We start from the raw sequence: 21,475 nt of genomic DNA, 5'->3' as shown, positions 1-21,475 counted from the left end.
AATTGGTCTAGGAGTTGGTCTAGGAGGTCGTCACCGCGGTGTCGTCGATGACGGAGTTGGTGGTCCCGCCGCTGGTGTCCGTCTCACTGCCGATGAACTTCAGCGTGACGGTCTGGCCCGCGTACGCCGACAGGTTCGCGGTCTGCTGCGAGTAGCCGGAGTTCGCGTTCAGGTTGGAGAACGAGCCGACGGTCGCCAGCACGGTCCCGGAGGAGTTCAGGACCTGCACGGTGAAGGTGTCCGGCTTCGCCGTCGTGGTGTTCTCCGTGGTGTCGATGTGCAGCCAGTAGGTCAGCGTCGCCGAGCAGCCGGCCGGAATCGTCACGCTCTGCGCGGCGGTGTCGGTGTCCTTGCTGCCGTTGCCGTTGAACCACGCGATCCACGAACCGGAGTGCGAGGGCTCAGCCGACGTCGCCTTGGTGATCGGCGTGTATCCGAGCGTGGAGGTCTGCGTCCACGACACGGCGCCGGACTCGAAGCCGGGGTTCGCCAGCAGCTGCGCCGGGGTGCAGCCCCCGCCGCCGGCCGCGGTCACGGTCAGCGAGTACGAGGCCGTGTGCGACCCGGAGGACGCGGTCCCGGTCACGGTGACCGCGTACGTCCCCGCCGGGGTCGACGACGACGTCGCGATGGTCAGCGTCGAGGACGCCCCGGAGTTCACCGAGGCCGGGTTGAAGCTCGCGGTCGCCCCGGTCGGCAGGCCCGACGCGGACAGCGCCACGGACTCCGCCGACCCGGAGGTCACCGCGGTGCTCACCGACACGGTCGCCGAAGAGCCCTGACTCACCGACCCGGACGCCGGCGAGGCCGAGACCGAGAAGTCGTTGGTCGGCGGCGGGGCCGAGGCCGAGGCCGGGCTCCAGTAGTCGCCGGCCATCACGATCATGACCAGCGTCTTGATGGTCTCGCCGTAGTAGCCGTCGCCGTACGGGTTGGTCTGCAGGTAGTTCCAGATCGTGTCGGTCCACGCCTGGTCGCCGGCGGCCATGGCGGACGGGCCGATCGAGTCCCCGGCCTCCTCGGCGACGTCCGAGGTGTTGTAGCCGGTGCAGTTCAGGTTCAGGTGCGGGTAGACGTTCGCCGGGTTGCTCCCGGAGACCTTCTTGGCGCACGCCGACCACTTCTGCGCCTCGCTGAGCTCGAACGCGGCCGTCGAGGAGCCGTTCAGCAGCGCGTCGGTGCCCATGTGCCAGGGCACGCGGATCGAGTTGTAGCCGACGATGTTGTCCGGCTGGTTCTCCTGGTAGTTCGCCGGGGCCGGCTTCGGGCTGCTGCCGTCCGCGCCGACCACGAAGTCCGACAGCAGGCCGTAGGACGATGAGTAGTGGCTCACCAGCGAGCCGTCGACGGCCTCGGTCCGGGCGATGACCTTGTTCCAGTCGTGCGAGGTGTCGTACGCCGCGTAGGCCCGGAGGTGATCGATCATGTGGTCCGAGGGCCGGGTGTCGGTGTTCGGGCCGTCGTCCTCGCACTTGAGGTGGCCGTCCGGCGCCACGTTGTGGTTGTAGAAGTTGTTCAGCCACGTCATCGCGTCGCTGGTGTAGCCGCCCCACTGCTTGTCGGCGAGGATCAGGCCGTAGCCGATGTCCAGGTCGCCGTCGGTCGCGCCGTCGGGGGTCCCGCCGCTGTAGTACTTGCAGGTCTTCCCGTCGAGCTGCCACTGCATCATGCCGTACTGGTCCTCGTGGTCCTTGACCAGCTGCCACAGGCCGTTGAACTCGGTCTGCGCGCCGGCGTCGTACCCGGCCATCAGCGGCACGATGTTCATGCCGTAGCCCTGGCCCTCGGAGACCGGCCCGTTATTGGTGGCGTCGCCGTCGCCCTTGGTGGACACGTAGTACTCGTTGCTGGCGCAGCCGTGCACGAGGTACGTGGACTTCCAGGAGTTGTACTGCTTCTCCACGGCGGCGTCGCGTGTGGACTGCGAGGCCGACGGCACGACCCCGACCTTGTAGGTCTGGTGCTGGGGGAAGGCGAAGTTCGGTCCGGCGGCCTGGACCGGGGCGGTGTGCGCGACGGCGAGCGCCACGCATCCGGCCAGGGTACTGATTCCGGTCGCCAGGCTGAGCACACGCTGGGAGCGGCGCTTCACAAGCTCGTTCCTTTCTGCGGGGGGTGTGGGGACGTCAGCTGGTCTGCAGGGCGGTGTCGTCGGCCACGAAGTCCGTGGTCCCACCGCTGGTGTCCGTCTCCGAGCCGGTGAACTTCACCGTGACGCTCTGGCCGGCGTAGGCGGAGAGGTCGGCCGTGTGCTGGGTGTAGCCCGAGTTCGCGTCGAGGTTGGAGAACGAGCCGACCGTGGCCAGGACGGTCCCCGAGGAGTTCAGGACCTGCACGGTGAACGTGTCCGGCTTGGCTGTCGTCGTGCTCTCCGTGGTGTCGATGTGCAGCCAGTACGTCAGCGACGCGCTGCATCCGGTCGGGATGGTGACCGTCTGCGCCGCGGTGTCGGTGTCCTTGCTGCCGTTGCCGTTGAACCAGGCGATCCACGAACCGGAGTGGGCCGGCTCGGCCGATGTCGCCTTGGTGATCGGCGTGTATCCGAGCGTGGAGGTCTGGGTCCAGGAGACGGCGCCGGATTCGAAGCCCGGGTTCGCGAGCAGTTGCGCCGGGGTGCAGCCGCCCCCGCCGGACGCGGTGACTGTCAGCGAGTAGCTCGCGGTGTGGGTGGCGGATGGGGCGGTACCGGTGATGGTGATCGGGTACGTGCCTGCCGGGGTGGCCGCCGCGGTCGAGATCGTCAGCGTCGAGGACCCGCCGGCGGTGACCGAGGCCGGGCTGAACGTCGCGGTGGCGCCGGTCGGCAGGCCGGAGGCGGTGAGCGCGACCGATTCGGCGGTCCCGCTGACCAGCGAGGTGGACACGGTCGCGGTGGTCGAAGAACCCTGCGTCACGCTGCCGGAGGCCGGCGAGTCGGTGAGCGAGAAGTCGTTCGGGGCGCCGGTCCCGGTGCCCGCGACCACGTCGGTCTTCGCCGCGTTCCAGCCGTACAGGCTCACGACTGGCGTCGCGCCCTTCAGGTCGGCGGACTTGAAGGTGGCGGTGAGAGTCTCGGACTCCCCCGGCCACAGCGTGACGTCGTTGTCGCTCCAGACCGCCGAGGTCACCTCGTTGTCGCCGGACAGCTCGGAGCCGGAGGCGGTCCCGCGCCGCAGGTCCGCGCGGAGCAGGAAGCCGACGGTCGGGGTCGTGGACTTGTTGGTGACGGTGACGGTGACCAGGCTGTCCGCGCCGTTCGGGCCGGACTGGCTGGTGGTCGAGGCGGTCGCGGAGACGGCTGCGGCGGGCAGGTTCTGCAGGGCGCTGAGGTTCGCGTAGGAGCTCATCGTGGCCTGCGGGTTGCCGCCGCCGGAGGGGATGGTCGAGCCCCAGTTCACCGCGTCCGGAGTGGTGGAGTCCCAGTAGACGTTGCGGTCGACCACGGTGCCGTTCTGCTTCACCAGCAGTTCGACGAAGTAGACGGTTCCGGAGCCGCTGGGCAGCTTCGGCGTCAGCACCTTGTTCTGCACCTTCTGCGAGGCCAGGGACAGCGAACCCGAGGTCTGGTCGTCGAGCAGGGAGCCCGCGGTGTTGTAGACCTTTGATTCGACGGTCACGCCGGACTGCGGCTGGCCGGACAGGTTGTCGACGGTCACGGTGTGGTTGTCGAGGGTGTAGAGCGCGTGCAGCGACCGGTTCGCCTCCTGGGCCCCGAAGTAGGCGCCGGCCTGGTCGTAGTCATTGTTGTAGAGCGACCACAGCAGCGTCGGCCAGCCCTTGTTCATCTGCCAGTAGATGGTGCCGGTGGAGGGCTGCGTGGAGTTGGTGGAGTGCGCGATGAAGGCCTCGAACTGCGCGCGGGTGTCCTCGTAGTTCTGGGCCTGCGCCTCCTGGATGTACTGCGCCAGGCTCGACCAGGATCCGTAGCGCTTGGAGACGGCCTGGTCCAGGTTGTAGAGCGTGCCGAAGGCGTAGCCGCTGTGGCTCGTGCCCTCGTAGTTGTTGTGGTACTGGTTGGCGCCGGTGTTCTGCCACAGCGCCGACTGGTCGGAGGCGGACAGGAAGCGGTTGATGGAGTCCATCGTCGGGACGGTGTTGCCGGCGCTCTGTTCGGAGTCGAAGCCCCAGGCGCCGCCCGCGTTGGTCAGGGTGGAGTCGCCGGAGGGGTAGTGCGAGGTGTCGTACCAGTAGTTCGACGGGACCCAGTCGTAGGGGCCTTCCTTCTCCCCCGACACTCCGAGCTGGGAGCTGGAGTTGTACTCGGCGGAGGAGATGAACGGCCCGGGGTAGTCGGCCGCGGCGAAGCCGTTCAGGGCCTGGGATTCCTGGGTGCTGCTCGGGGCGTTGTCGCTCCACTGGAAGCTGAAGATGCTCGGGTGGTTGCGCCAGAGCGCGCCCTGGGTCGCCGCGGTGTTCTGGTAATTCGTCCCGGCCGAACCGCTGTTCTCCCACTCGTCGCAGCACTGGTAGCCGACGTTGATCAGGATCCCGGCGGCGTCCATCTGCTGGTAGAAGTCCGGCGGCATGAAGTGGCCTTCGAGCCGGATCGCGTTCAGGCCCATGGACTTCATCAGGGCGATCTGCTGTGCGGTGTCCGCGGGGTCGTAGCGCAGGAACAGGTCCGGGTCCCAGCCGCCGCCGCGGATCACCAGGGTCTGGCCGTTGACGCCGAACTGGCGGACCCCGGAGGACGCGGCGCTGCCGGCCCCGACCAGGTTCGAGGTGACGGTGCGGATGCCGAAGGTCTCAGAGGTCGTGTTCAGGACGGTCGAGCTCTGCGCGACGGAGGTGGCCAGGGTGTAGAGCGGCTGCGCTCCCATCTGGTACGGCCACCAGATCTGCGGCGAGGACAGGTTCAGGGCCGGGTAGCTCGACGGCGTGAACGTGACGGTCGAGGTGGCGTTGGCGGCGACGGTGACGTTCTGGGTCACCGAGACCGGCGTGCCGCCGCCGGGCGGGGTGACGGTCGCGGTGACCGCGCCGGTCTGCGAGGAGCCGGTGGCGTTGATCACCGAGGCCTTCACGGTCAGCGCACTGCTGGACAGGTCGGCGGCGGTGTTCTGGTCGACGTGGGCGTTGTCGACGATCAGCGGGCCGCCGGACTCCAGCTGGACCGGGAACTGGATGCCGGTGTTGTTGTCCGGCGGGATCTGGCTCCAGTCGACGTTGTCCAGCGTCAGCATCGAGTTGGGGTTGTTCGGGTGCATCTCGACGGCCAGCGAGTTGGTGCCGGAGACCAGCTTGGAGGTGATGTCGAAGACGTTCTTGACGTAGTCGCCGGTGACGGTGGAGGCCGAGGCGACCTGCGTGCCGTTGACCCAGACGTCGGCCGAGCCGACGACACCGTTCAGGACCAGCCGCGCGGCCTGACCGCTCGGGGGTGCGGTGAAGTCGGTGCGGTACCACCACGGGACCGAGAACTGCGCGATGGTGTCGGGGCCGACCTTGGTCATCTGGCCGAAGCAGCTTTTCATGTTGCCGGAGAAGTAGACGTTCGGGCAGGTACCGTTCTGGAGCAGGGCGTTGATCTCGGTGCCCGGGGCCCCGCCGCCGTCGTTGGCGACGGTGAGCCAGCCGGACGTGGAGAAGCCCGGCGTCGATATCTGGCCGCCGCCCTGGGTGGCGGTCGAGCTGGTGACGACCTTCCAGCCGGTGGTCGCGCCCAGGTTCTGGACCGCTGACGAGCCGGTCGCGGGGTTGACGGCGGCCGCGGCGGCGGCTGTGGCGGCGGCGTCGGCCGCTTGTCCGGGGGCGGATGCGGCCAGACGGGCGCTCAACCCGTTTTGAGGACTGTTGCCGGCCGTCGCGATCTGGACGGTGCCGGCGAGGACCGCGCAGACGAGTGCGGCGGCCCCGAACGCTCGGGTCGCGGGACGGCGTGTGCGGGTCGTGTCAATGGATCTCATGTCCGGCTCCTCGTGGGCTTGGCGGACGACGCAGAGGTGACACAGGGTGCGACGGTGCTTGGAGCGGTGCGCGATGGAATTAGGAAAGCTTCCTAACGAGATCGGGGCGTACGCTACTCACCCCGCGAGCGGGTCGTCAAGAGTCTGTGAAAGGTCCTTAACCAGGACCGGCGCACCTTGCGATCACGTCAGGGTTTCCATACAGTCTCGCGTAAGGAAATCCTGACATCGAAGGAGCACCTGATGGGCTGGCTCTACGAAGGCGTCCCCGACGAAGAGCACGAGGGCCACGCGGTCGGGGTGCTCGCCAACGGCGTGATCCCGACGTACGGCTCGGGCGGCCGATGGTCCGAGATGGAGTTCCGGGACGGCTGGTGGTCACCGGGCAGCGGCGCGGACGCGCCGGGCGCCGAGCCGGCGTGGCTGGTCCCGGCATGCGTGTGCGGATGGCGCGGCGATCGCGTCGCCTACGACCCGCGGGCCGAGGAGGCCGCGCGGGCGCTGTGGGACGCGCACATGGACGACGTCACCGTGTACTTCCTGTCGGTCGCCAAGGCCGCCGAGGGGCTGGTCGGCGTGCTGGAGAAGGCACGGAAGGACGGCGAGTACGACGCCCGGCCGCTGGCGGTGGTCAAGGCCCTGCGGGTGACGCAGACGCGGATCGGCACGGAGATCGCGGCGGCGGTGGGGGCGGCTCGCGCGCAGGAGCTGAGCTGGGAGCTCATCGGGGACGCGCTGGGGGTCACGCGGCAGACCGCGCATGAGCGGTATCGGGAGGTGCCGGCCGTGGCGGCGGAGGAGCGGGAGTTGGAGGCAGAACTCTCGCAGAAGTAGCACCACCGGTTCCTCAGAGCCCGAGCACCTTCGCCTTCGCCGCCGCGAAAAAGCGGCATCAAGCTCCGGATCGGCGCCCCCGCGCCGATCCGGAGCTCTTCGTTTCCTGATCAGCCGTTCTGCTGGTTCAGTGCCGGCACGGAACCGGAGTCCGGTCCCCCGGTCTGGCTCAGCTGACCATTACCGGTCCCGGTCACGGCGCCGTTCGGCGGACCGGCCGGCAGGCTCACGCACGTCGGCACGGGGCGGTCGGTCAGCACCGAGGCGACCTGACTCTTGCCGCCGTCGAAGCTGAACACGACCAGCATCGTGTCGTTCTTCGGAAGGCCCCGGCCCTGGACCGTGACCGAGCTGAGGCCGCCGGGGCCGACCCGCACGCCGAGCGTCGTCTTGCCGGCGTTCTGGTTCGGGGCGGCGAAGGTGCTGATCGACGGGCAGCCCGGCGTGGCCTTGATCACCGCCACGCTGGCGCCGAGCTGGTGGAGCTTGGCGTTCGCGCCGGCGATGCCCCCGGCGTCGTCGACGGAGACCGTCACGGTCCCGTCGTGGTTGTCCGTCACGGCGTAGGCCGCGGCGGTGCTGCCGAAGACGCCGAAGCCGACGGCCGCGGCGCCGGCCGCCGCGACGGTGCCGACGCCGGCCCAGGCCGGGCGGGCGTAGCGGCGGCGCGGGGCAGAGGCCGGGGCCTGCGCGGCGGCGGCCGCGGCGGCCGAGGTCAGCTCGGCTCCGTGCTCGGCCATCAGGTCCTCGAAGAGGTGGTCGGCGAAGTTGGTCATGGTGTCACTCCGGGTTCCGGGCGCGTGGCGTGCGCCCTGCGTAGACGGGTTCGGGCGCGCATGAGCCGCATGCGGAGCGCGCCCGCGGAGATGCCGAGTACCTGCGCCGCCTCCTTGGCCTTCAGGCCCGCGATGTCGACCAGTTCGACGGCCTGGCGGTCCAGGTCCGGCAGCCGGGTCAGCTCGCTGACCAGGGCCCGGCCCTCGCGCTCGGCGTCGATGCGGTCGAGGAGTTCTTCGACGTGGTCCGCCGCCAGGTCGCGGCGGCCCGCCAGCCGGACCGCGCGCTCGCGGTGCCGGGCGTCGGATTCGCAGTGCCTGGCGAAGATTCGGCGGGCTATGCCGAACAGCCAGGCGCGCGCGGTTCCGCGGCGGGGGTCGAAGGTGGTGTAGGAGGTGATCGCCTCGACGAAGGTGTCCGCGGTCAGGTCGGCGACCGTCTGCGGATCGGTGGTGCGTCGGGCGAAGTAGGCGGTGACCGCGTCGATGTTGGCGCGGTACACGTGCTCGAAACCGGCGGCGGGGTCGTGGTCCGGGGCGGGCCGCCGGGGGCGTCCCGGATGCGGTCGCTCCGATCGCGGCTGATTTCGAGGGCGCTGTGGTCGCTGCGTCGTCGTCTCGCTCACACCTGTAGTTGCCGTCTGCGCCGGATTCTGTCACACGCCCTGCCGGACTCCCGGCCGCGCGGGCCGGTTCACACGTCCGGCGCTGGCGACGTTTGCGCAGGCCCCGGCGTGCGCAAACCCCCGGGTGACCGTTGCCCCCGACTCAGCGAGGTCACCGTTGAAGCAGCGTGCGAACAAGGGTGCGGCCGCCGCCGCGGTGTGCGCGATCCTGCTGGCCGCCGCCGGCTGCGGATCGTCGAAGGCGAAGTCCTCGGACTCCTCGCCGGCTGCGGCGTCGTCGAGTTCGTCGGCGTCGGCGGCGGGGTCTTCGGCGTCGTCCGCGTCGGCGTCCGGCTCGCCGGGCGGGCAGACCTCGGACCAGCTGCAGTCGGACTACGAGACCGTGGTGAGCAACGTGCTGCCCTCGGTGGTGCAGATCAGCACCGACAGCGGACTCGGCTCCGGCGTGGTCTACGACAGCAAGGGCGACATCGTCACCAACGCGCACGTCGTCGGGCGCGCCACCAGCTTCACGGTGACCCAGCCCACCGGCGGCCAGCCGCTGACCGCCTCGCTGGTCGGCAGCTACCCGGCCGGTGACCTGGCGGTGATCCGGGTGGGCAACGGCGGCGGCGGGCTGAAGCCGGCGAAGTTCGGCGACTCCACCAAGCTGCGGGTCGGGCAGATCGTGCTGGCGATGGGCAGCCCGCTGGGGCTGACCGGCACGGTGACCCAGGGCATCGTCTCGGCGCTGGGCCGCACCGTCACCTCCAACGACGCCTCCGGCGGCGGCGCCGCGATCACCGTCGGCGACGCCATCCAGACCTCGGCGGCGATCAACAACGGCAACAGCGGCGGCGCGCTGGTGGACCTGTCGAGCGAGGTCGTCGGCATCCCCTCGGCCGCGGCGCTCAACCCCGAACTCGGCAACAGCGCCGCACCCGGCATCGGCTTCGCGATCCCCACCGCGACCGCGACCCGGATCGCCGACCAGCTGATCGCCTCCGGCAAGGTGACCGACTCCGGGCGCGCCGCGCTCGGGGTGAAGGTGATCGGGGTGGTGGACAACACCGGGTCGCCGGCCGGGGTGGGGATCGCGCAGCTGGAGACGAACAGCGCCGCCGGGGCCGCCGGGCTGAAGGTCGGCGACGTGATCACCGCGGTGAACGGCACGCCGACGCCGGATCCGACGACGCTGTCCCAGGTGCTGGTGACGCTGAAGCCGGGGCAGCAGGTGAAGGTGGACTACACGGCGTCGGACGGGTCGAAGAAGACTGCGACGGTCACGCTGGGGACGTTGAACGGCTGATTCGGGCGGGTGGGTTCGGGCGGTCGGCCTTCAGACAGTCAGCCTTCAGACGGTCAGCCTTCAGACGGTCCACGGCGGGACGATGCCGTCGCCCTCGCGCGGCAGCGTCCACGCCCGGCCGCCGGCCGGAGCGGTCACGATCGCGCTGAAGCCGCTCGCGGGATCCGCGGCGACGGAGCGCTCGGCGTCGGCCGGCACCACGATGGTGTCGCCGGCGGCCACCGCGAACGACTCCCCCGCCAGCTCCACCGTGGCGGCGCCGTCGGTGAAGACCCAGATCTGCTCGACGTCGATCACGTGCCGCGGCCCGGACGGCGCCCCGGCGACGACGTCCACGCGCCAAACCGGCCGGTCGGCGGTGCCCAGGGTGGGCGAGGCGAGGGTGGTCATGGTGGCCGCCGGGGTCTGGCTGCGGCGGGTCTCGGCGGTGCGGATGACGGACATGGTCGGCTCCTGCGGGTAGAATCGACAACGGTGTTGTCCTTAATAGACAATGAGGTTGTCGATCGTGTCAAGCGCGTTGCCCCCGCGAGGCTCCGACCTGCCGTTGCTGCTGCTGCTCGGATTCCGGGCACTCATCGACGACGTACACGCCGAACTCGCCGAGGCCGGCCACCCCGCATTCCGGCCGCTGCACGGCATCACGTTCAAGGCCATCGGCGACGGCGTCACCGCCTCCGAACTCGGACGCCGGCTCGGCGTGTCGAAGCAGGCCGCGGGCAAGACCATCGAAGGCCTCGAACGCGAGGGGTACGTGGAGCGAGTCGCCGACCCGGCGGACGCACGCAGCAAGATCATCCAACTGACGGCGCGCGGCACGGAGGTACAACAGCGGGCGTTCGAGGTGATGGCCCGGCTGCGGGCACGCTGGGCCGAGCAACTCGGCGAGGAGCAGATGGTCGCGATCGAGGAAGGGCTGCGCGCGATGACGGCCGACCGGGAGACACGCTTCGACATCCCGGGGTGGTTCAACGGCTAGAAGGCCGATCATCAGCCTTATGCCGCCGCCGGCCGATCGAGGCCGTGTCGGTCCTGGACCCAGGGCGGGCGGAGGTCTCGACTGTGATCATGAGACATCGCCTTCTCACCGGCCTCACCACAGCTCCCTTGACCCTCGTCGCGCTGCACGCCGGCCCCGCGAACGCGGCATCCGAGGCGCGCGTGACCACCCATTCGGTGCCACTCGCCGCCGAAGCGAGCCAGCCGGGAAAGCAGGCCGCTGATTCGGTGGGGCCGCTCGCTGCAGGCTTGGTGGCGGCGGCGAGTGCGGCGTTCGCGGGGACGGCGATGATGCGGCGGCGGAAGGGGTGAGGGGCTGACGCTGGTGCGAAGGCGGTCGGGCAGCCGGGGAAATGCCAGCACAGCAAGCAGTGTGCAGCGGCTGGGCAGCAACGCGAGTGCCAGGGCAACAAGCTGGCTGCGCGACATGCGACAGCCGGGGCGCAAGCGCGGCACAACAAGCTCGCCTTCGCAGTACGCGGCGGCCGGACAGCCGGGGAAGTGCTGGCGGCGCGACAGGGCTGGCTTTGCGAGATGCGGCGGCCGGGCAGCAGCACCAGCGCAACAAGCAGCGCGTGCCGGTCGGGCGGCCGCAGAAGTGCCAGCGCAGCGAGCAGTGCGCGGCGCCCGGGCAGCAGCGCGAGTGCCAGGGCAGCAAGCTGGCTTTGCGACATGCGACAGCCGGGGCGCAAGCGCGGCACAACAAGCTCGCCTTCGCAGTACGCGGCGGCCGGACAGCCGGGGAAGTACTGGCGGCGCGACAGGGCTGGCTTCGCGAGATGCGGCGGCCGGGCAACAGCACCAGCGCAGCAAGCAGCGCGTGCCGGTCGGGCAGCCGCAGAAGTGCCAGCGCAGCAAGCTAGTTCCGCGAGATATGCGGCGGCCGGATAGACGCACCACGCAACAAGTTATGCGCGCGGCGAGCAGCAGCAGTACCGGCGCAGCGGGCTGGCCTCCGCGACAGCCTCGCCGAGCAGCGTTCGCACGAACCCGGCCGCGAGCGCGCCAGCCCCTATCCCTCCGGCGCCAGGTAGATCCGCACGCGCGCGGGCAGGCCGTCGGCGGCGATCCAGCCGCCGGTGTCGGTGCGGAGGAAGTGCCAGCCGGCTCGTTCGTAGAAGGTGACTGCGGCGGTGGCGTTCGCGTCTACTTCGAGGACTGCTTGGCGGCCTTCGTCGCGGGCGGCTTGGGCTGCGTGCGACAGCAGGGCTGAGGCGAGGCCGGTTCGGCGCGCGTCTGGTGTCACGAACAGGCGGCCCACCAGGGCTAGGTTTGGTGCCGGTTGGTTGATGGCGGCTGCGAATGGGGCGGTGGGCTGCGTGAGGGCGACGTGGCCCAGGATCGAGTCGCCGTCGGGTGCCACCCAGGCTCCGAGGAGGTGGTCCGGGGTCAGCCAGTGCTCGGGGTCGGTGGGCCAGTGGACCGGGTAGCCGTCCTTTTCGTGGACGCCGAACAGGGCTTTGGCGCAGGCTGGCAGGTCGTCGGGGTGGCGGGGGCGGATCTGTGGTGCGGGCATGGCGTTCAAGATAGCCAGTGCTGGACGCGTGGCTGCCGGTGCGGTCGGCGGGCGGCCCGTCCGAGCCCGTCGGGGCCGCCCGCCGCCGGGGCCGCGTGTCACGCCCCATTCGCTGACACGCGGCCGTCTTCCCCCGGTCTGGCCCAGGTCGGGGCGGCTGCCCCGGACCCGGTCGACCTCGGCGACGTAGAAGACCTCATCGTAGGTGCGCGCCGGGGCCCCGGTCGAGATGTCTGGCCGAATACGGCGGATCTCGTAGGACTGGGCGCCGGTCACGGCCTTCGTCGAGGGTGAGCAGCATCTCAGCTGTCGAGACGTTGACGCGTTGGGCCCCCTCTTGGATGACAGCACTCGAAGAAAAGCGCTTTAGTTCACGGTGAGGGTCTCACCGCGAAACTGATCGGTCAATGGCCGCGCCATGTTGTACGCTCTCCCGGCGCCCGCCTTTTGGGCGCTCGGGGTCAAGGTGATCTGTACTGTTTCAAAATCGGCGGGGATACACCATGTACGCAGAGCTGCCGTGCTCTGATCCGGACTGCCGGACCGTCGCCAGCGTGCCGTCGAGCCTGCTGCCGCTGCGGCTGCGGGTCGTCGTGCAGCCGGCCGGGGTGCCGCTGGGGGACGACGCGTTCACCGCGGACTTCCATCCGGACCTGATCGGAGCGGTCGTGGTGAAGGGGCGCCAGGACGAGCCGCTGGTGCTGACGCGGCACCTGGCCGCGACCTGGCAGGTGCCGGCGGAGCGGCTGTGGGAGGACGCGCTCGTCTCGCTGGGGATCGAGCCGCTGGATGTACAGCGCTTTACTCTGCCCGACGTGCCCGACCGCCGCACCGAGGCCTACTCGGTGACCGGCGTCGGCTGGCCGGGGGTGGCGCACATGTTCCGGCTGGAGCAGGCGCTGGGGTGGCGGCTGCCGCTCGGGGCGCTGGTGATGGTGACGGACGCCAACTCGTTCGTCGCGCTGCCGCTGGAGTCGAACGCGACGTTGGCCGGGGCGTCCGCGCTCTGGGACCTCAACGAGACGCTGCGCCGGCAGCGGACGGAACCGCTGCCGCCGCGGATGCTGTGGGTGCGCGGCTGGGCGGTGCACGACCTCGGCGCGGGCGTCGTCGAAGGGCAGTTCACGGCCGAGGTGCCGCGGGAGCTCCGCGCGGCGCTGGCACAGCTGAATTAGCGCAAGCCCACACTGCACCAGCACTGCACAAGCCGCGAGCCGCCTCACTCCACCCGCGCCAGCACCGCCGTCGCGACCAAAAGCGCCAGCGCCAGCCCGAGCGCCGCGCTGATGCTCTGGTGCAGCACCAGCAGCCCGCCGCACAGCGCGCCGGCGAAGATGCAGCCCAGCGACAGCAGCCGCCGCAGCGTCGGCTTGCCGAACGGGTCGGCGGCGATGCCGGTGACCGTCATCGTGAGCACCGTCGTGGTCAGGTCCGGGACGGCGAGCTTGCGGACCACCGCGTTCTGCACGCCGAAGCCGAAGGCCAGGATGGCGGTGAGCTGGACGTGCGTGGAGGTCTTGGCGTCGTCCTCCACGGCCGCGATCAGCAGCGCGACCGCGACGAACACCGCGTGCGCCGCCACCGCGTTGGCCAGCCGGTGGTGTTCGGCGTCGCCGGGGGTGCGGCGGGCCAGCCGGGTCTCGGTCCAGGCGCCGGCCGCGAAGCAGGCGATGGCCAGGCACGGGGCCCAGACCGTCAGGCCCTTGGCACCGGCCAGGGCGAAGCCGAGGAAGACCACGTTGCCGGTCATGTTGGCCACGAAGATGTGGTTCAGGGCCAGGTAGCTGACGGCGTCCACGACGCCGGTGACGAGCGTGGCGACGATCAGCGGGCCCGGGAGGACGCCGTGCTTGGCGGCCCCTCCGTCGTAGAGGCGGTCGGACAGGCTCAGCAGAGCGGCTTTCACGGAGGTGATTAGACCAGATGCCTGGCATCCCGGCCGCCGGTCCGGGACGTGTCCCGTTCACGCGGCGCCGGGGCGGGTATGGGTCGGAACGTGACGAAAGGAACAGACAGCTTCGCCTTCCCCTCCGGCGGGACCGTCGTCGAACTCGCTTCCAGCGCCGAATGTCCGCCCGAGATCCGCGAGCGGGCGCTGCGGGCGCTGGCCGCCCGGGCCCGCGACGCCCCGGACGCCCGGCTGCTGATGGAGGCCCTGGGCCTGGTGGCGACGCCGCCGCGGATCCGTCCGACGCGGCGCCGGGGCCGCTCTGTCATCCGTTCGGTCGGCAGCGGAGGTGACGGCACGGTACGGGAGTGATCCTGGGGGCCTGTGGCGCGTGCCCGCGCGCCGAGCCCGAAGAAGGAGGCCCGAGGCCAGATGAGCGACCAGCTGCCGCCGGCCCCTCCGCCCCCGCCGGAGGACCCCAACCAGCCGCCCTTTGGACAGCAGCCTCCGCCGTACGGGCAACAGCCTCCGTATGGCCAGCAGCCGCCTCCCTACGGCCAACCACAGCAGCCGTACGGCCATCCCTACGGCCAGCAGCAGGGCTATCCGCAGTACCCGCAGTATCCCGGCGGCGGGGATCCGTACGCCGGGCTGCAGCGTGAGCCGGAGGTCCAGCTGGACGTCCACGGCCTGCGTCCGCAGAAGCGCTGGACGGTGCTGATCCGCCTGATCCTGGCCATCCCGCAGCTGATCATCCTGTACTTCCTGCTGCTCGCCGGCTTCTTCGTGCTGATCGTGGGCTGGTTCGCGGCGCTGTTCACCGGCCGGCTGCCGGCCGGCATCCGGGACTTCCTGATCGGCATCCTGAAGTACCAGGTCCGGGTGCACGGCTACCTGTTCCTGCTCGTCGACGAGTACCCGCCGTTCGCGTTCTTCGAGGCGCCGGGCTACCCGATCCAGGTGGACATGCCGGAGGCGACGCGGCTGAACCCGGCCGCGGTGTTCTTCCGCATCATCCTCATGGTCCCGGGCTGGATCGTCACGTCCGTGGTCGGCGAGGGCGCGGCGGTCGTGTCGTTCTTCGTCTGGATCATCATGCTGTTCACCGGCGTCCAGCCCGAGGCCGCGTTCGGGGCGACGAGCGCCATGCTGCGGTTCGAGACGCGCTTCATGGCGTTCTCCGGGATGCTGACGCCGACGCAGCCGAAGGGCTTGTTCGGCGACGTGCCCGGCACTCCTGGCGAGGGCGACCGCCGGTCGCCGACGCGGCCGCTGTTCATGTCGAGCAACGCCCGGACGCTGATGATCGTGATGATCGTGATCGGGGTCATCGCCGTGATCTTCAACAGCGTGTGGAACTCCGACACCAGCAGCTCGAACAGCGGCAAGGCCCCGTACACCGTGTCGCAGCACCGGTAGTCGTTTCAGGGACGCATCCGCGTATAGAGCTCGCCGAGCAGACCGCCGACCAGGGCAGCCAGCGCGACGAGCTCTATAGCGCTGCCCGCCACACTCCCCCGATACCAGCCGCGCGTCCGTTGCGCCGCCGTCGAGACCGCGCGCCCGAGCAGCGCGACGACGACACACCCCGCGACCGCCACAAAGATCACCACCACGGCCACCTCCTCCTCTTCAAGGCTGGCGCACACCCCGCGCCCCGACCAGGAACACCCGCCGGAAGTTGCGCGGACGATTAGCCGCACGTCAGCCGGGCAGACTGCCGCTGTGGAGGAGGGGGACGGCCCCGCGGCCGGCTTCGCGGAGGCGATCCGCGCCTGGCGTCAGCGCCGAGGCTGGACGCAGGAGGAGCTGTCGCACGCCAGCGGCCTGAGCACGCGGGCCATCAGGAGCCTGGAACGCGGCCGGACGCAGCAGCCGCGCAGGTCGACGGTGCAGATGCTGGCTGACGCGCTGCAGGTGCCGCGGGCGCGGTTGATGGCGACGGTGCGGCGGGCGGTCGCCGAGGCGGAGACGGAACCGGACGAGGCGATCGACGCGATCGATGAAGCCGGCGGCATGCCTGCCGGCACCAGCGGTCTCGGCGGGGCGAGAGGATTCGGCGGAAGCGGCGGCGGGGCCGGAAGAATCGCTCGCGGCGGGCTCGGCGCGGGCACGGAAGTGTCCGGCAGCGGCGGCCTCGGCGGAGCCACAGTAGGCCGGGACCCGCGAATCGGCGGCGATGTGCCGCGAGAACTGCCGCCGGACCTGGCTGACCCGGAACTGGATGTCCGAGAAGTGGTGGCGGAACTGGTCGCCGGACCCACGCAGCCCTATCGAGCGGCGATCGTGCGAGTCGATGCGTCGGAAGCAGCGATCAGAGCGGCACACCACGCCTCAGCCAAGTTCCCCGACGGCCAGCTCTACGCGAGCCTCGCGGACCCCATCGAACCGGCCGCATTGCTTCGCAGGTTCCTGCGATCACTACAGGTCGACCGGCCCGCTGAGGCCACCAGCGACGAGCTCGCCGCCACCTTCCGCAGCACCCTGGCCGGCCGCCGCATCCTGGTGGTCCTGGTCGAAGCGCGGTCCGAAGCCCAGATCCGGCCCCTGATTCCGGCCGAGGCCCACTGCGCGCTGCTGGTGGCGTTCGGGCCCCGCCCGCAGGCGGGGCCCGAACCCGCCTAGTCCTCCGGCGGCACGAAGGTCGTGAACCGTCCGCCGAGGTAGCGGTACTCCGGGTCCTGCGGATCCGGCTCGCGGTCCTCGGCGGCCTCGACCTTCTCGGCGAACGCGTCCGAGTCGTCCTGCGGCTCGTACCCGAGGCGGCGCGCGGGTTCCAGGTCCCACCAGGCCGTCTTGTTCGCCGAGATCCCGTACACGATCTCGTAGCCGAGGTCCGGCGTGGTCGCCAGGGCGTCGAACAGGCGCGTGGCGTCGGCCGGGCTGAGCCAGGTGTCCAGCATCCGGCGGCTCCTGGGCTCCTCGAAGCACGAGCCGATGCGGACGCAGGCCACCTGCAGTCCGTGCCGGTCGTGGTAGAAGGACCCGATCGCCTCCCCGAACACCTTCGAGACGCCGTAATACGTGTCCGGCCTGGGCCGCACGTCCACGCCGATCGGCGCGTCCCGGAAGTCCGCGCGCTCGTAGTAGCCCACCGCGTGGTTGCTGCTCGCGGTCAGGATCCGGGGCACGCCGGCGCGCACCGCGGCGTCGAAGACCTGGTAGGTCCCGTCGATGTTGCTCTTCAGGATCCGGGCGAAGGTGTCCTCGACCGGGATCCCGGCCAGGTGCACCACCACGTCCACGTCGCGCATCGCCGCGTCCAGGGCCGCGGCGTCGCCGACGTCGCCGACCAGCCATTCAGTGGTGCCCGGCTCGTCCGGGGTGACCAGGTCGAACCCGCGGACCTGCCAGCCCGCCTCGGCCAGGCCGGCGCGCAGGAACGTGCCCACCCCGCCGGCCGCGCCGGTCATCAGTATCCTGCCGCGTTTCATCTCAGACATCTATGATCCCGCCCTCACGCCGCCGTGTCGATCCCGTGCTCGGTCAGTACCCGCCGCCCTTCCGTGACCAACTCCGCCAGGCGCTCCACGTGCTCCGGCGCGGCGTCGGTCAGCGGCGGGCGCACCGGGCCGGCGTCCAGGCCGTCCAGGCGCACACCCGCCTTCACCAGCGCCACGGCGTAGCCGGGGGCCTTGGCGCGCAGCTCGACCAGCGGCCGGTAGAAGCGGTCCAGGAGCGCGTTGACCAGGCCGGCGTCGCCGGCGCGGTAGCCGTGGTAGAAGGCCAGCGCGAGGTCGGGGACGAAGCAGAACACCGCCGAGGAGTAGTTCGGCACGCCGACGCCGGCGTAGGCGAGCTGCGACATCTCGGCGGTCGGCAGCCCGTTGAAGTAGTGCAGCTTGCCCTCGCCGTGCCGGTCGCGAACGGCCGAGACGATGCGCTGCATCAGGTCCAGATCGCCCTTGCCGTCCTTGAACCCCACGATGTTCGGGACCTCGGCGAGGTCGGCGACCACGTCCGGGGTGAAGGTCACGTTGTCCCGCTGATAAATGATCAGTTCCAGGTCGGTGCTCTCGGCGACCGCGGTGTAGTGGTCGCGCAGGCCGGCCGCGCCCCCGGCGACCAGGTACGGCGGCATCACCAGCAGGCCGTCGGCGCCGGCCTCCTTGGCCGCGGAGGTGAAGGACGCGGCCAGCGCCGCCCCGTACCCGACCCCGGCCACCACCGGCACCCGGCCCGCCGCGACCTCGGCGGCGGCCCGGACGCACTCGGCGAACTCGTCCACGTCCAGCGAGTGGAACTCGCCGGTCCCGCAGCACGCGAACACCGCCGCCGGCCCGGGCCGGTCGGGGGCGTCCAGGAACGCCAGCCGCGAGCGCAGATGCTCGCGGTAGACGTCCAGGTCGACACGGCCGGGCTTGTCGCCGGCCGCGCGTGTGAAGGGGGTGACGGGGAAGAACAGCAAGCCGTCCAGCCGGTCCACGAGTGATTGCATCAGTACCCTTATCCCTTGAGCGATCCGCTGAGCAGGCCGCGTTCGAACAGTCTCTGCAAGGCCAGATAGACCAGCACGCCGGGCACCGCGAGGATCAGCACGGCGGCCAGCCGCACCCCCTCGCCCTGTTCCTGCGACGCCTGCAGGCTGGTGACGACGACGGTCAGGGTGTCCATCTTCGGAGTCTGCGACACCAGCAGGGGCAGCAGGTACTGGTCCCAGATCATCAGGAACCCGAACACCGCGCACGTGCCCAGCGCCGGGCGGCACACCGGCAGCACGATGCGCCAGAAGATGCGGAAGTCGCCGGCGCCGTCGATCCGCGCGGCCTCTTCCAGCTCCAGCGGGACCCGCTTCATGAAGCCGGTCAGCACGTACACCGGAAGCGCCCAGCCGACCAGCGGCAGGATCAGGCCGCCGTAGGAGTTGACCAGCGTACCGCCGGTGAACGGCTGGTGGATCTTGCCGAGCACCTGGAACAGCGGCACCGCGATCACCTCCTCGGGCATCATCATGGTGGCCAGGACGGCCAGCATGACCAGCCCGGCGCCCTTGAACCGCTTGCGGGCCAGCGCGTAGGCCGCCAGCGCGGACACCGTCAGCTGCAGAGTCAACCCTACGGCCACCACGATCAAGGAGTTGAGCAGGCCGCGCGCGACACCCAGGTGCCAGGCCTGGGAGATGTTGGCGCCGGTGAGGCCGTGCGGGACGTTCATCAGCGCGCCGAGCTTGGCCTGCTGCTTGGAGAAGGCGGTCGCCACGACCGTCCACAGCGGGTAGACGAACACGAAGGCGACCAGCGCGTAGAGCAGCCAGACACCGGCTCTGGTACGGATCCTCATATGTCCTTGCGCCTCCGCCACAGCAGCATCAGGCACGTCAGCAGCATCGTCACCACGAGAAGCGCCGTCCCGATGGCGGCGGCGTAACCGGTGTCGTTGTTCTGGCTGAACTGCCGGTAGAGAAAGGTGACCACGGACTCCGACGACCCGGCCGGCCCGCCGTTGGTCGCGACCCAGATCTCGGTGAAGACCCGCAGGCCCCTGATGATCCCGAGCACCAGCACGATGGTGGTGATCGGGCGCAGCGAGGGCAGCGTCACGAAGCGCAGCCGCTGCCACCAGTTCGCGCCGTCGAGGTGGCAGGCCTCGTACATCTCGCGGTCCACCGAGGCCAAACCGGCGACAAAAATCACCATGTCGTACGGAGCGTTCTTCCAAATCTGCATCAGGATCACCGACGCCAGCGCCGAGTGCGGGCTGCTGAAGAACGGCTCCGGCCCGATGCCGACCTTGCCCAGCAGCGAGTTCACCGAGCCGTAGGGCGAGGGGTAGAGCAGCGTCGTCCACAGCTCGGCGGCGGCGACCATGGCGATCACGGTCGGCAGGAACACCGCGGTCCGCAGGATCCTGATGTGCCGGGCCGGCCCCTGCAGCAGCACCGCCAGCCAGAAGCCGACGAGGATCGAGCCGGAGACCGCGAACACCGCGTCGAAGAGCGTGTGCACGACCGCGGAGCGCAGATCCGGGTCGGAGAACAGCTTGGAGTAGTTCGCGGTGCCGACGTACTGGTTGCCGAGGTAGGGCCGGACGTGGAAAAAGCTGAGGTAGACGCCCCAGATCGTCGGCCACACCTTGAACACGCCGATGAACGCCAGCAACGGCGCCAGGTACAGCCACGGCCCCAGGCGCCGCCAGAACGGTTTCGCGGGGGGACCGCCGGTACGGCGGCGGCCGGACAGCACGCTGTCCGCCGCCACCGTGCTCTGAGTCTCGGCCGTCATCCGACGCCCTGCTGCTTCAGGAGCGAGGCGACGTCGGAGTTCATGGAGTCCAGACCGGTCTGCACGCTCCCGCAGGAGGACAGCAGCTTGTTCAGGTCGTCGGACATCTTCTGCCGCAGCTGCGTCCAGTTCGGCGCGTTGTCGTACTCGTAGTGGCCGGAGGTCGTGTAGACCTGCTGGGCCAACTGCCAGCGCGGGTCGTCGCCGTGCACCACGGCCGCGTCGACCGACTTGTTCACCGGCAGCCGGACGACGGTGGCGGTCTTGCTCGCGGTCATGCCGATCTTCTGGGCGTCGGGCGTGACCATGAACTCTTCGAGCTTGGTCACCTCGTCCTGCTTGCTGTCGGCCATCGTGAAGATGTCGGTGCCCTCGGCCAGGGTCCCGGCGGTGCCGTCGGGACCGGTCGGCGGGGCGACCACGATGTACTTGCCCTTGACCGCGGTCGCGTCCATCGTGGCGTAGGCGTAGGGGCCGGTGAGGTACATGCCGGCCACACCGGTCTGGAACGCCTTGTTGGCCGCGGTGGTGTCGTCGCCGAGCGCCGAGGGCTGCACGTCCTTGTTCTTGCAGACCTGGTCTTCCAGGAACTGCGCCGAGGACACGGACTGCGGGGTGTTCAGGGTCGCTGTGAACTTGCCGCCGCTCTGCTTGAGGTAGTCGCCGCCGGCGGAGTACAGGAAGGACGACCAGAACCACGAGGTGTAGCCGCGGGACGTCGAGCCGGGGACGGCCAGGCCGTAGGTGTCGTTCTTGCCGTCGCCGTCCGGGTCCCCGGTGGTGAAGGCCTGCGCGACCTTGGCCAGGTCGTCCCAGGTCTTCGGCGGCTGCAGGCCGAGCTTGTCCAGCCAGTCCTTGCGGATCAGCAGCACGTTCGCCTGCGCCGAGAACGGCACGGCGTAGGTCTGCCCCTTGAGGTCCGTAGCCGAGGCCCACGCCTGGTCGGTGAGCTGGTCGGCGCCGGTGAACTTGGTCTTGTCGATCGGCAGGACGATGCCCTGCGAGACGAAGTTGCCCATCTGCGCCGCGTCGTCGATGACGACGTCGGGGAGCTGGCGCGCGGAGGCCGCAGCGGTCAGCGCGGTCTCGAAGTCGGTGAGCGTCGCCTTGCCGATGGAGACCTTGATGCCGGTCTGCGCGGTGAACGCGTCGAAGATCTTCTGGTACGCCTTCGACGAGTCGCCGGACGCGCGGACCCAGACGTTGAGCGTGCCGGTGGCGGCGGCGTTCTTCGACGTGCCCGCACCGGAGGAGCTGCTGGAGCCGCCGCACGCGGCGCCGGATATCGCAACGCCGGCTGCTACGAGCACGGCGCACAGGGATCTCGCTGTTCGGGGTGTCACGGTTCGCATGGGGCCCTCGGCTTCGACGGGGATTCATGGATGTGAACGAAAGACATGGAGGTGAATGTGCTCAGATGCTGGAAACGTAGTGGCGAACGT

21 protein-coding genes are annotated in these 21,475 nt (G+C 70.2%); 8 read left to right on the top strand and 13 right to left on the bottom strand.

Annotated features, from left to right (window positions below):
• Positions 1–19: 19 nt before the first annotated feature.
• Together ABH935_RS22100 and ABH935_RS22095 are read right to left on the bottom strand one after the other, a co-directional pair.
• Entirely contained in the window at positions 20–2,092 is a 2,073-nt protein-coding gene (locus ABH935_RS22100; protein WP_370379814.1) for a glycosyl hydrolase family 8, read from the bottom strand.
• A 34-nt stretch (positions 2,093–2,126) separates the two neighbouring features.
• Positions 2,127–5,885, bottom strand: coding sequence for a beta-mannosidase (locus tag ABH935_RS22095; RefSeq protein ID WP_370379813.1), 3,759 nt, complete (start codon positions 5,883–5,885; stop codon positions 2,127–2,129).
• 243 nt (positions 5,886–6,128) lie between these two features.
• Here ABH935_RS22095 and ABH935_RS22090 point away from each other — a divergent pair, with 243 nt between their 5' ends.
• Positions 6,129–6,719 carry a hypothetical protein gene (locus tag ABH935_RS22090; RefSeq protein WP_370379812.1) on the top strand — a complete coding sequence of 197 codons (591 nt, stop codon included), beginning with the start codon at positions 6,129–6,131 and terminating at the stop codon, positions 6,717–6,719.
• Positions 6,720–6,829: 110 nt separating this feature from the next.
• On the opposite strand, the gene ABH935_RS22085 is transcribed toward ABH935_RS22090, so the two are convergent.
• Together ABH935_RS22085 and ABH935_RS22080 are read right to left on the bottom strand one after the other, a co-directional pair.
• Positions 6,830–7,495, bottom strand: a complete 666-nt coding sequence (locus ABH935_RS22085) for a hypothetical protein (RefSeq protein ID WP_370379811.1) — start codon at positions 7,493–7,495, stop codon at positions 6,830–6,832.
• Positions 7,492–7,998 (bottom strand): RNA polymerase sigma factor, encoded by a 507-nt coding sequence (locus tag ABH935_RS22080; protein WP_370379810.1) that lies wholly within the window; start codon positions 7,996–7,998, stop codon positions 7,492–7,494. The genes ABH935_RS22085 and ABH935_RS22080 overlap by 4 nt, the downstream gene beginning before the upstream one ends.
• Before the next feature lie 280 nt (positions 7,999–8,278).
• On the opposite strand from ABH935_RS22080, the gene ABH935_RS22075 reads away from it, so the two are divergent.
• Positions 8,279–9,409 (top strand): S1C family serine protease, encoded by a 1,131-nt coding sequence (locus ABH935_RS22075; protein WP_370379809.1) that lies wholly within the window; start codon positions 8,279–8,281, stop codon positions 9,407–9,409.
• Between the two features lie 60 nt (positions 9,410–9,469).
• On the opposite strand, the gene ABH935_RS22070 is transcribed toward ABH935_RS22075, so the two are convergent.
• Entirely contained in the window at positions 9,470–9,853 is a 384-nt protein-coding gene (locus ABH935_RS22070) for a cupin domain-containing protein (protein ID WP_370379808.1), read from the bottom strand.
• Between the two features lie 64 nt (positions 9,854–9,917).
• Between ABH935_RS22070 and ABH935_RS22065 the strand changes: the two genes are divergently transcribed.
• Together ABH935_RS22065 and ABH935_RS22060 are read left to right on the top strand one after the other, a co-directional pair.
• On the top strand, positions 9,918–10,388 hold the full coding sequence (locus tag ABH935_RS22065; RefSeq protein ID WP_370379807.1) for a MarR family winged helix-turn-helix transcriptional regulator: 471 nt from the start codon (positions 9,918–9,920) through the stop codon (positions 10,386–10,388).
• An 89-nt stretch (positions 10,389–10,477) separates the two neighbouring features.
• On the top strand, positions 10,478–10,720 hold the full coding sequence (locus tag ABH935_RS22060) for a hypothetical protein (protein ID WP_370379806.1): 243 nt from the start codon (positions 10,478–10,480) through the stop codon (positions 10,718–10,720).
• A gap of 700 nt (positions 10,721–11,420) precedes the next feature.
• On the opposite strand, the gene ABH935_RS22055 is transcribed toward ABH935_RS22060, so the two are convergent.
• Positions 11,421–11,924 carry a GNAT family N-acetyltransferase gene (locus ABH935_RS22055; protein WP_370379805.1) on the bottom strand — a complete coding sequence of 168 codons (504 nt, stop codon included), beginning with the start codon at positions 11,922–11,924 and terminating at the stop codon, positions 11,421–11,423.
• 503 nt (positions 11,925–12,427) lie between these two features.
• Between ABH935_RS22055 and ABH935_RS22050 the strand changes: the two genes are divergently transcribed.
• Entirely contained in the window at positions 12,428–13,099 is a 672-nt protein-coding gene (locus ABH935_RS22050) for a hypothetical protein (protein ID WP_370379804.1), read from the top strand.
• 44 nt (positions 13,100–13,143) lie between these two features.
• Here ABH935_RS22050 and ABH935_RS22045 read toward each other — a convergent pair whose 3' ends face one another.
• Entirely contained in the window at positions 13,144–13,830 is a 687-nt protein-coding gene (locus tag ABH935_RS22045; protein ID WP_370379803.1) for a YoaK family protein, read from the bottom strand.
• A 90-nt stretch (positions 13,831–13,920) separates the two neighbouring features.
• Here ABH935_RS22045 and ABH935_RS22040 point away from each other — a divergent pair, with 90 nt between their 5' ends.
• Positions 13,921–14,184 carry a hypothetical protein gene (locus ABH935_RS22040; RefSeq protein ID WP_370379802.1) on the top strand — a complete coding sequence of 88 codons (264 nt, stop codon included), beginning with the start codon at positions 13,921–13,923 and terminating at the stop codon, positions 14,182–14,184.
• Positions 14,185–14,244: 60 nt separating this feature from the next.
• Positions 14,245–15,231 (top strand): DUF4389 domain-containing protein, encoded by a 987-nt coding sequence (locus ABH935_RS22035; protein WP_370379801.1) that lies wholly within the window; start codon positions 14,245–14,247, stop codon positions 15,229–15,231.
• A 5-nt stretch (positions 15,232–15,236) separates the two neighbouring features.
• Here ABH935_RS22035 and ABH935_RS22030 read toward each other — a convergent pair whose 3' ends face one another.
• Positions 15,237–15,428 (bottom strand): hypothetical protein, encoded by a 192-nt coding sequence (locus ABH935_RS22030; protein WP_370379800.1) that lies wholly within the window; start codon positions 15,426–15,428, stop codon positions 15,237–15,239.
• Positions 15,429–15,537: 109 nt separating this feature from the next.
• Between ABH935_RS22030 and ABH935_RS22025 the strand changes: the two genes are divergently transcribed.
• Positions 15,538–16,437, top strand: coding sequence for a helix-turn-helix domain-containing protein (locus ABH935_RS22025; RefSeq protein WP_370379799.1), 900 nt, complete (start codon positions 15,538–15,540; stop codon positions 16,435–16,437).
• On the opposite strand, the gene ABH935_RS22020 is transcribed toward ABH935_RS22025, so the two are convergent.
• The 5 genes from ABH935_RS22020 to ABH935_RS22000 are packed head-to-tail and all read right to left on the bottom strand — an operon-like array spanning position 16,434 to position 21,343.
• Positions 16,434–17,255 carry an NAD-dependent epimerase/dehydratase family protein gene (locus tag ABH935_RS22020; RefSeq protein WP_370379798.1) on the bottom strand — a complete coding sequence of 274 codons (822 nt, stop codon included), beginning with the start codon at positions 17,253–17,255 and terminating at the stop codon, positions 16,434–16,436. The genes ABH935_RS22025 and ABH935_RS22020 overlap by 4 nt on opposite strands.
• Before the next feature lie 14 nt (positions 17,256–17,269).
• Positions 17,270–18,250 (bottom strand): 5-dehydro-4-deoxyglucarate dehydratase, encoded by a 981-nt coding sequence (locus ABH935_RS22015; RefSeq protein WP_370379797.1) that lies wholly within the window; start codon positions 18,248–18,250, stop codon positions 17,270–17,272.
• Positions 18,251–18,258: 8 nt separating this feature from the next.
• Positions 18,259–19,092: a carbohydrate ABC transporter permease gene (locus ABH935_RS22010; RefSeq protein WP_370379796.1), complete on the bottom strand. Its 834-nt coding sequence runs from the start codon at positions 19,090–19,092 to the stop codon at positions 18,259–18,261.
• On the bottom strand, positions 19,089–20,033 hold the full coding sequence (locus ABH935_RS22005) for a carbohydrate ABC transporter permease (protein WP_370379795.1): 945 nt from the start codon (positions 20,031–20,033) through the stop codon (positions 19,089–19,091). Before ABH935_RS22005 ends, ABH935_RS22010 begins: the two co-directional genes overlap by 4 nt.
• Positions 20,030–21,343, bottom strand: coding sequence for a sugar ABC transporter substrate-binding protein (locus tag ABH935_RS22000; protein WP_370379794.1), 1,314 nt, complete (start codon positions 21,341–21,343; stop codon positions 20,030–20,032). The genes ABH935_RS22005 and ABH935_RS22000 overlap by 4 nt, the downstream gene beginning before the upstream one ends.
• Positions 21,344–21,475: the final 132 nt, after the last annotated feature.

The organism is Catenulispora sp. GAS73 (assembly GCF_041262085.1).
Classification (GTDB): Bacteria; Actinomycetota; Actinomycetes; order Streptomycetales; family Catenulisporaceae; genus Catenulispora.
The sequence above is the reverse complement of the archived record's forward strand: the minus strand, read 5'-3'. Positions and strand labels throughout refer to the sequence as shown.

Excerpts from the sequence above, each read along its gene's own strand:
- ABH935_RS22095 (WP_370379813.1), bottom strand. The coding sequence starts at position 5,885 with ATGAGATCCATTGACACGACCCGCACACGCCGTCCCGCGACCCGAGCG.
- ABH935_RS22090 (WP_370379812.1), top strand. The coding sequence starts at position 6,129 with ATGGGCTGGCTCTACGAAGGCGTCCCCGACGAAGAGCACGAGGGCCAC.
- ABH935_RS22085 (WP_370379811.1), bottom strand. The coding sequence starts at position 7,495 with ATGACCAACTTCGCCGACCACCTCTTCGAGGACCTGATGGCCGAGCAC.
- ABH935_RS22070 (WP_370379808.1), bottom strand. The coding sequence starts at position 9,853 with ATGTCCGTCATCCGCACCGCCGAGACCCGCCGCAGCCAGACCCCGGCG.
- ABH935_RS22060 (WP_370379806.1), top strand. The coding sequence starts at position 10,478 with ATGAGACATCGCCTTCTCACCGGCCTCACCACAGCTCCCTTGACCCTC.
- ABH935_RS22055 (WP_370379805.1), bottom strand. The coding sequence starts at position 11,924 with ATGCCCGCACCACAGATCCGCCCCCGCCACCCCGACGACCTGCCAGCC.
- ABH935_RS22050 (WP_370379804.1), top strand. The coding sequence starts at position 12,428 with ATGTACGCAGAGCTGCCGTGCTCTGATCCGGACTGCCGGACCGTCGCC.
- ABH935_RS22035 (WP_370379801.1), top strand. The coding sequence starts at position 14,245 with ATGAGCGACCAGCTGCCGCCGGCCCCTCCGCCCCCGCCGGAGGACCCC.
- ABH935_RS22020 (WP_370379798.1), bottom strand. The coding sequence starts at position 17,255 with ATGTCTGAGATGAAACGCGGCAGGATACTGATGACCGGCGCGGCCGGC.
- ABH935_RS22015 (WP_370379797.1), bottom strand. The coding sequence starts at position 18,250 with ATGCAATCACTCGTGGACCGGCTGGACGGCTTGCTGTTCTTCCCCGTC.
- ABH935_RS22010 (WP_370379796.1), bottom strand. The coding sequence starts at position 19,092 with ATGAGGATCCGTACCAGAGCCGGTGTCTGGCTGCTCTACGCGCTGGTC.
- ABH935_RS22005 (WP_370379795.1), bottom strand. The coding sequence starts at position 20,033 with ATGACGGCCGAGACTCAGAGCACGGTGGCGGCGGACAGCGTGCTGTCC.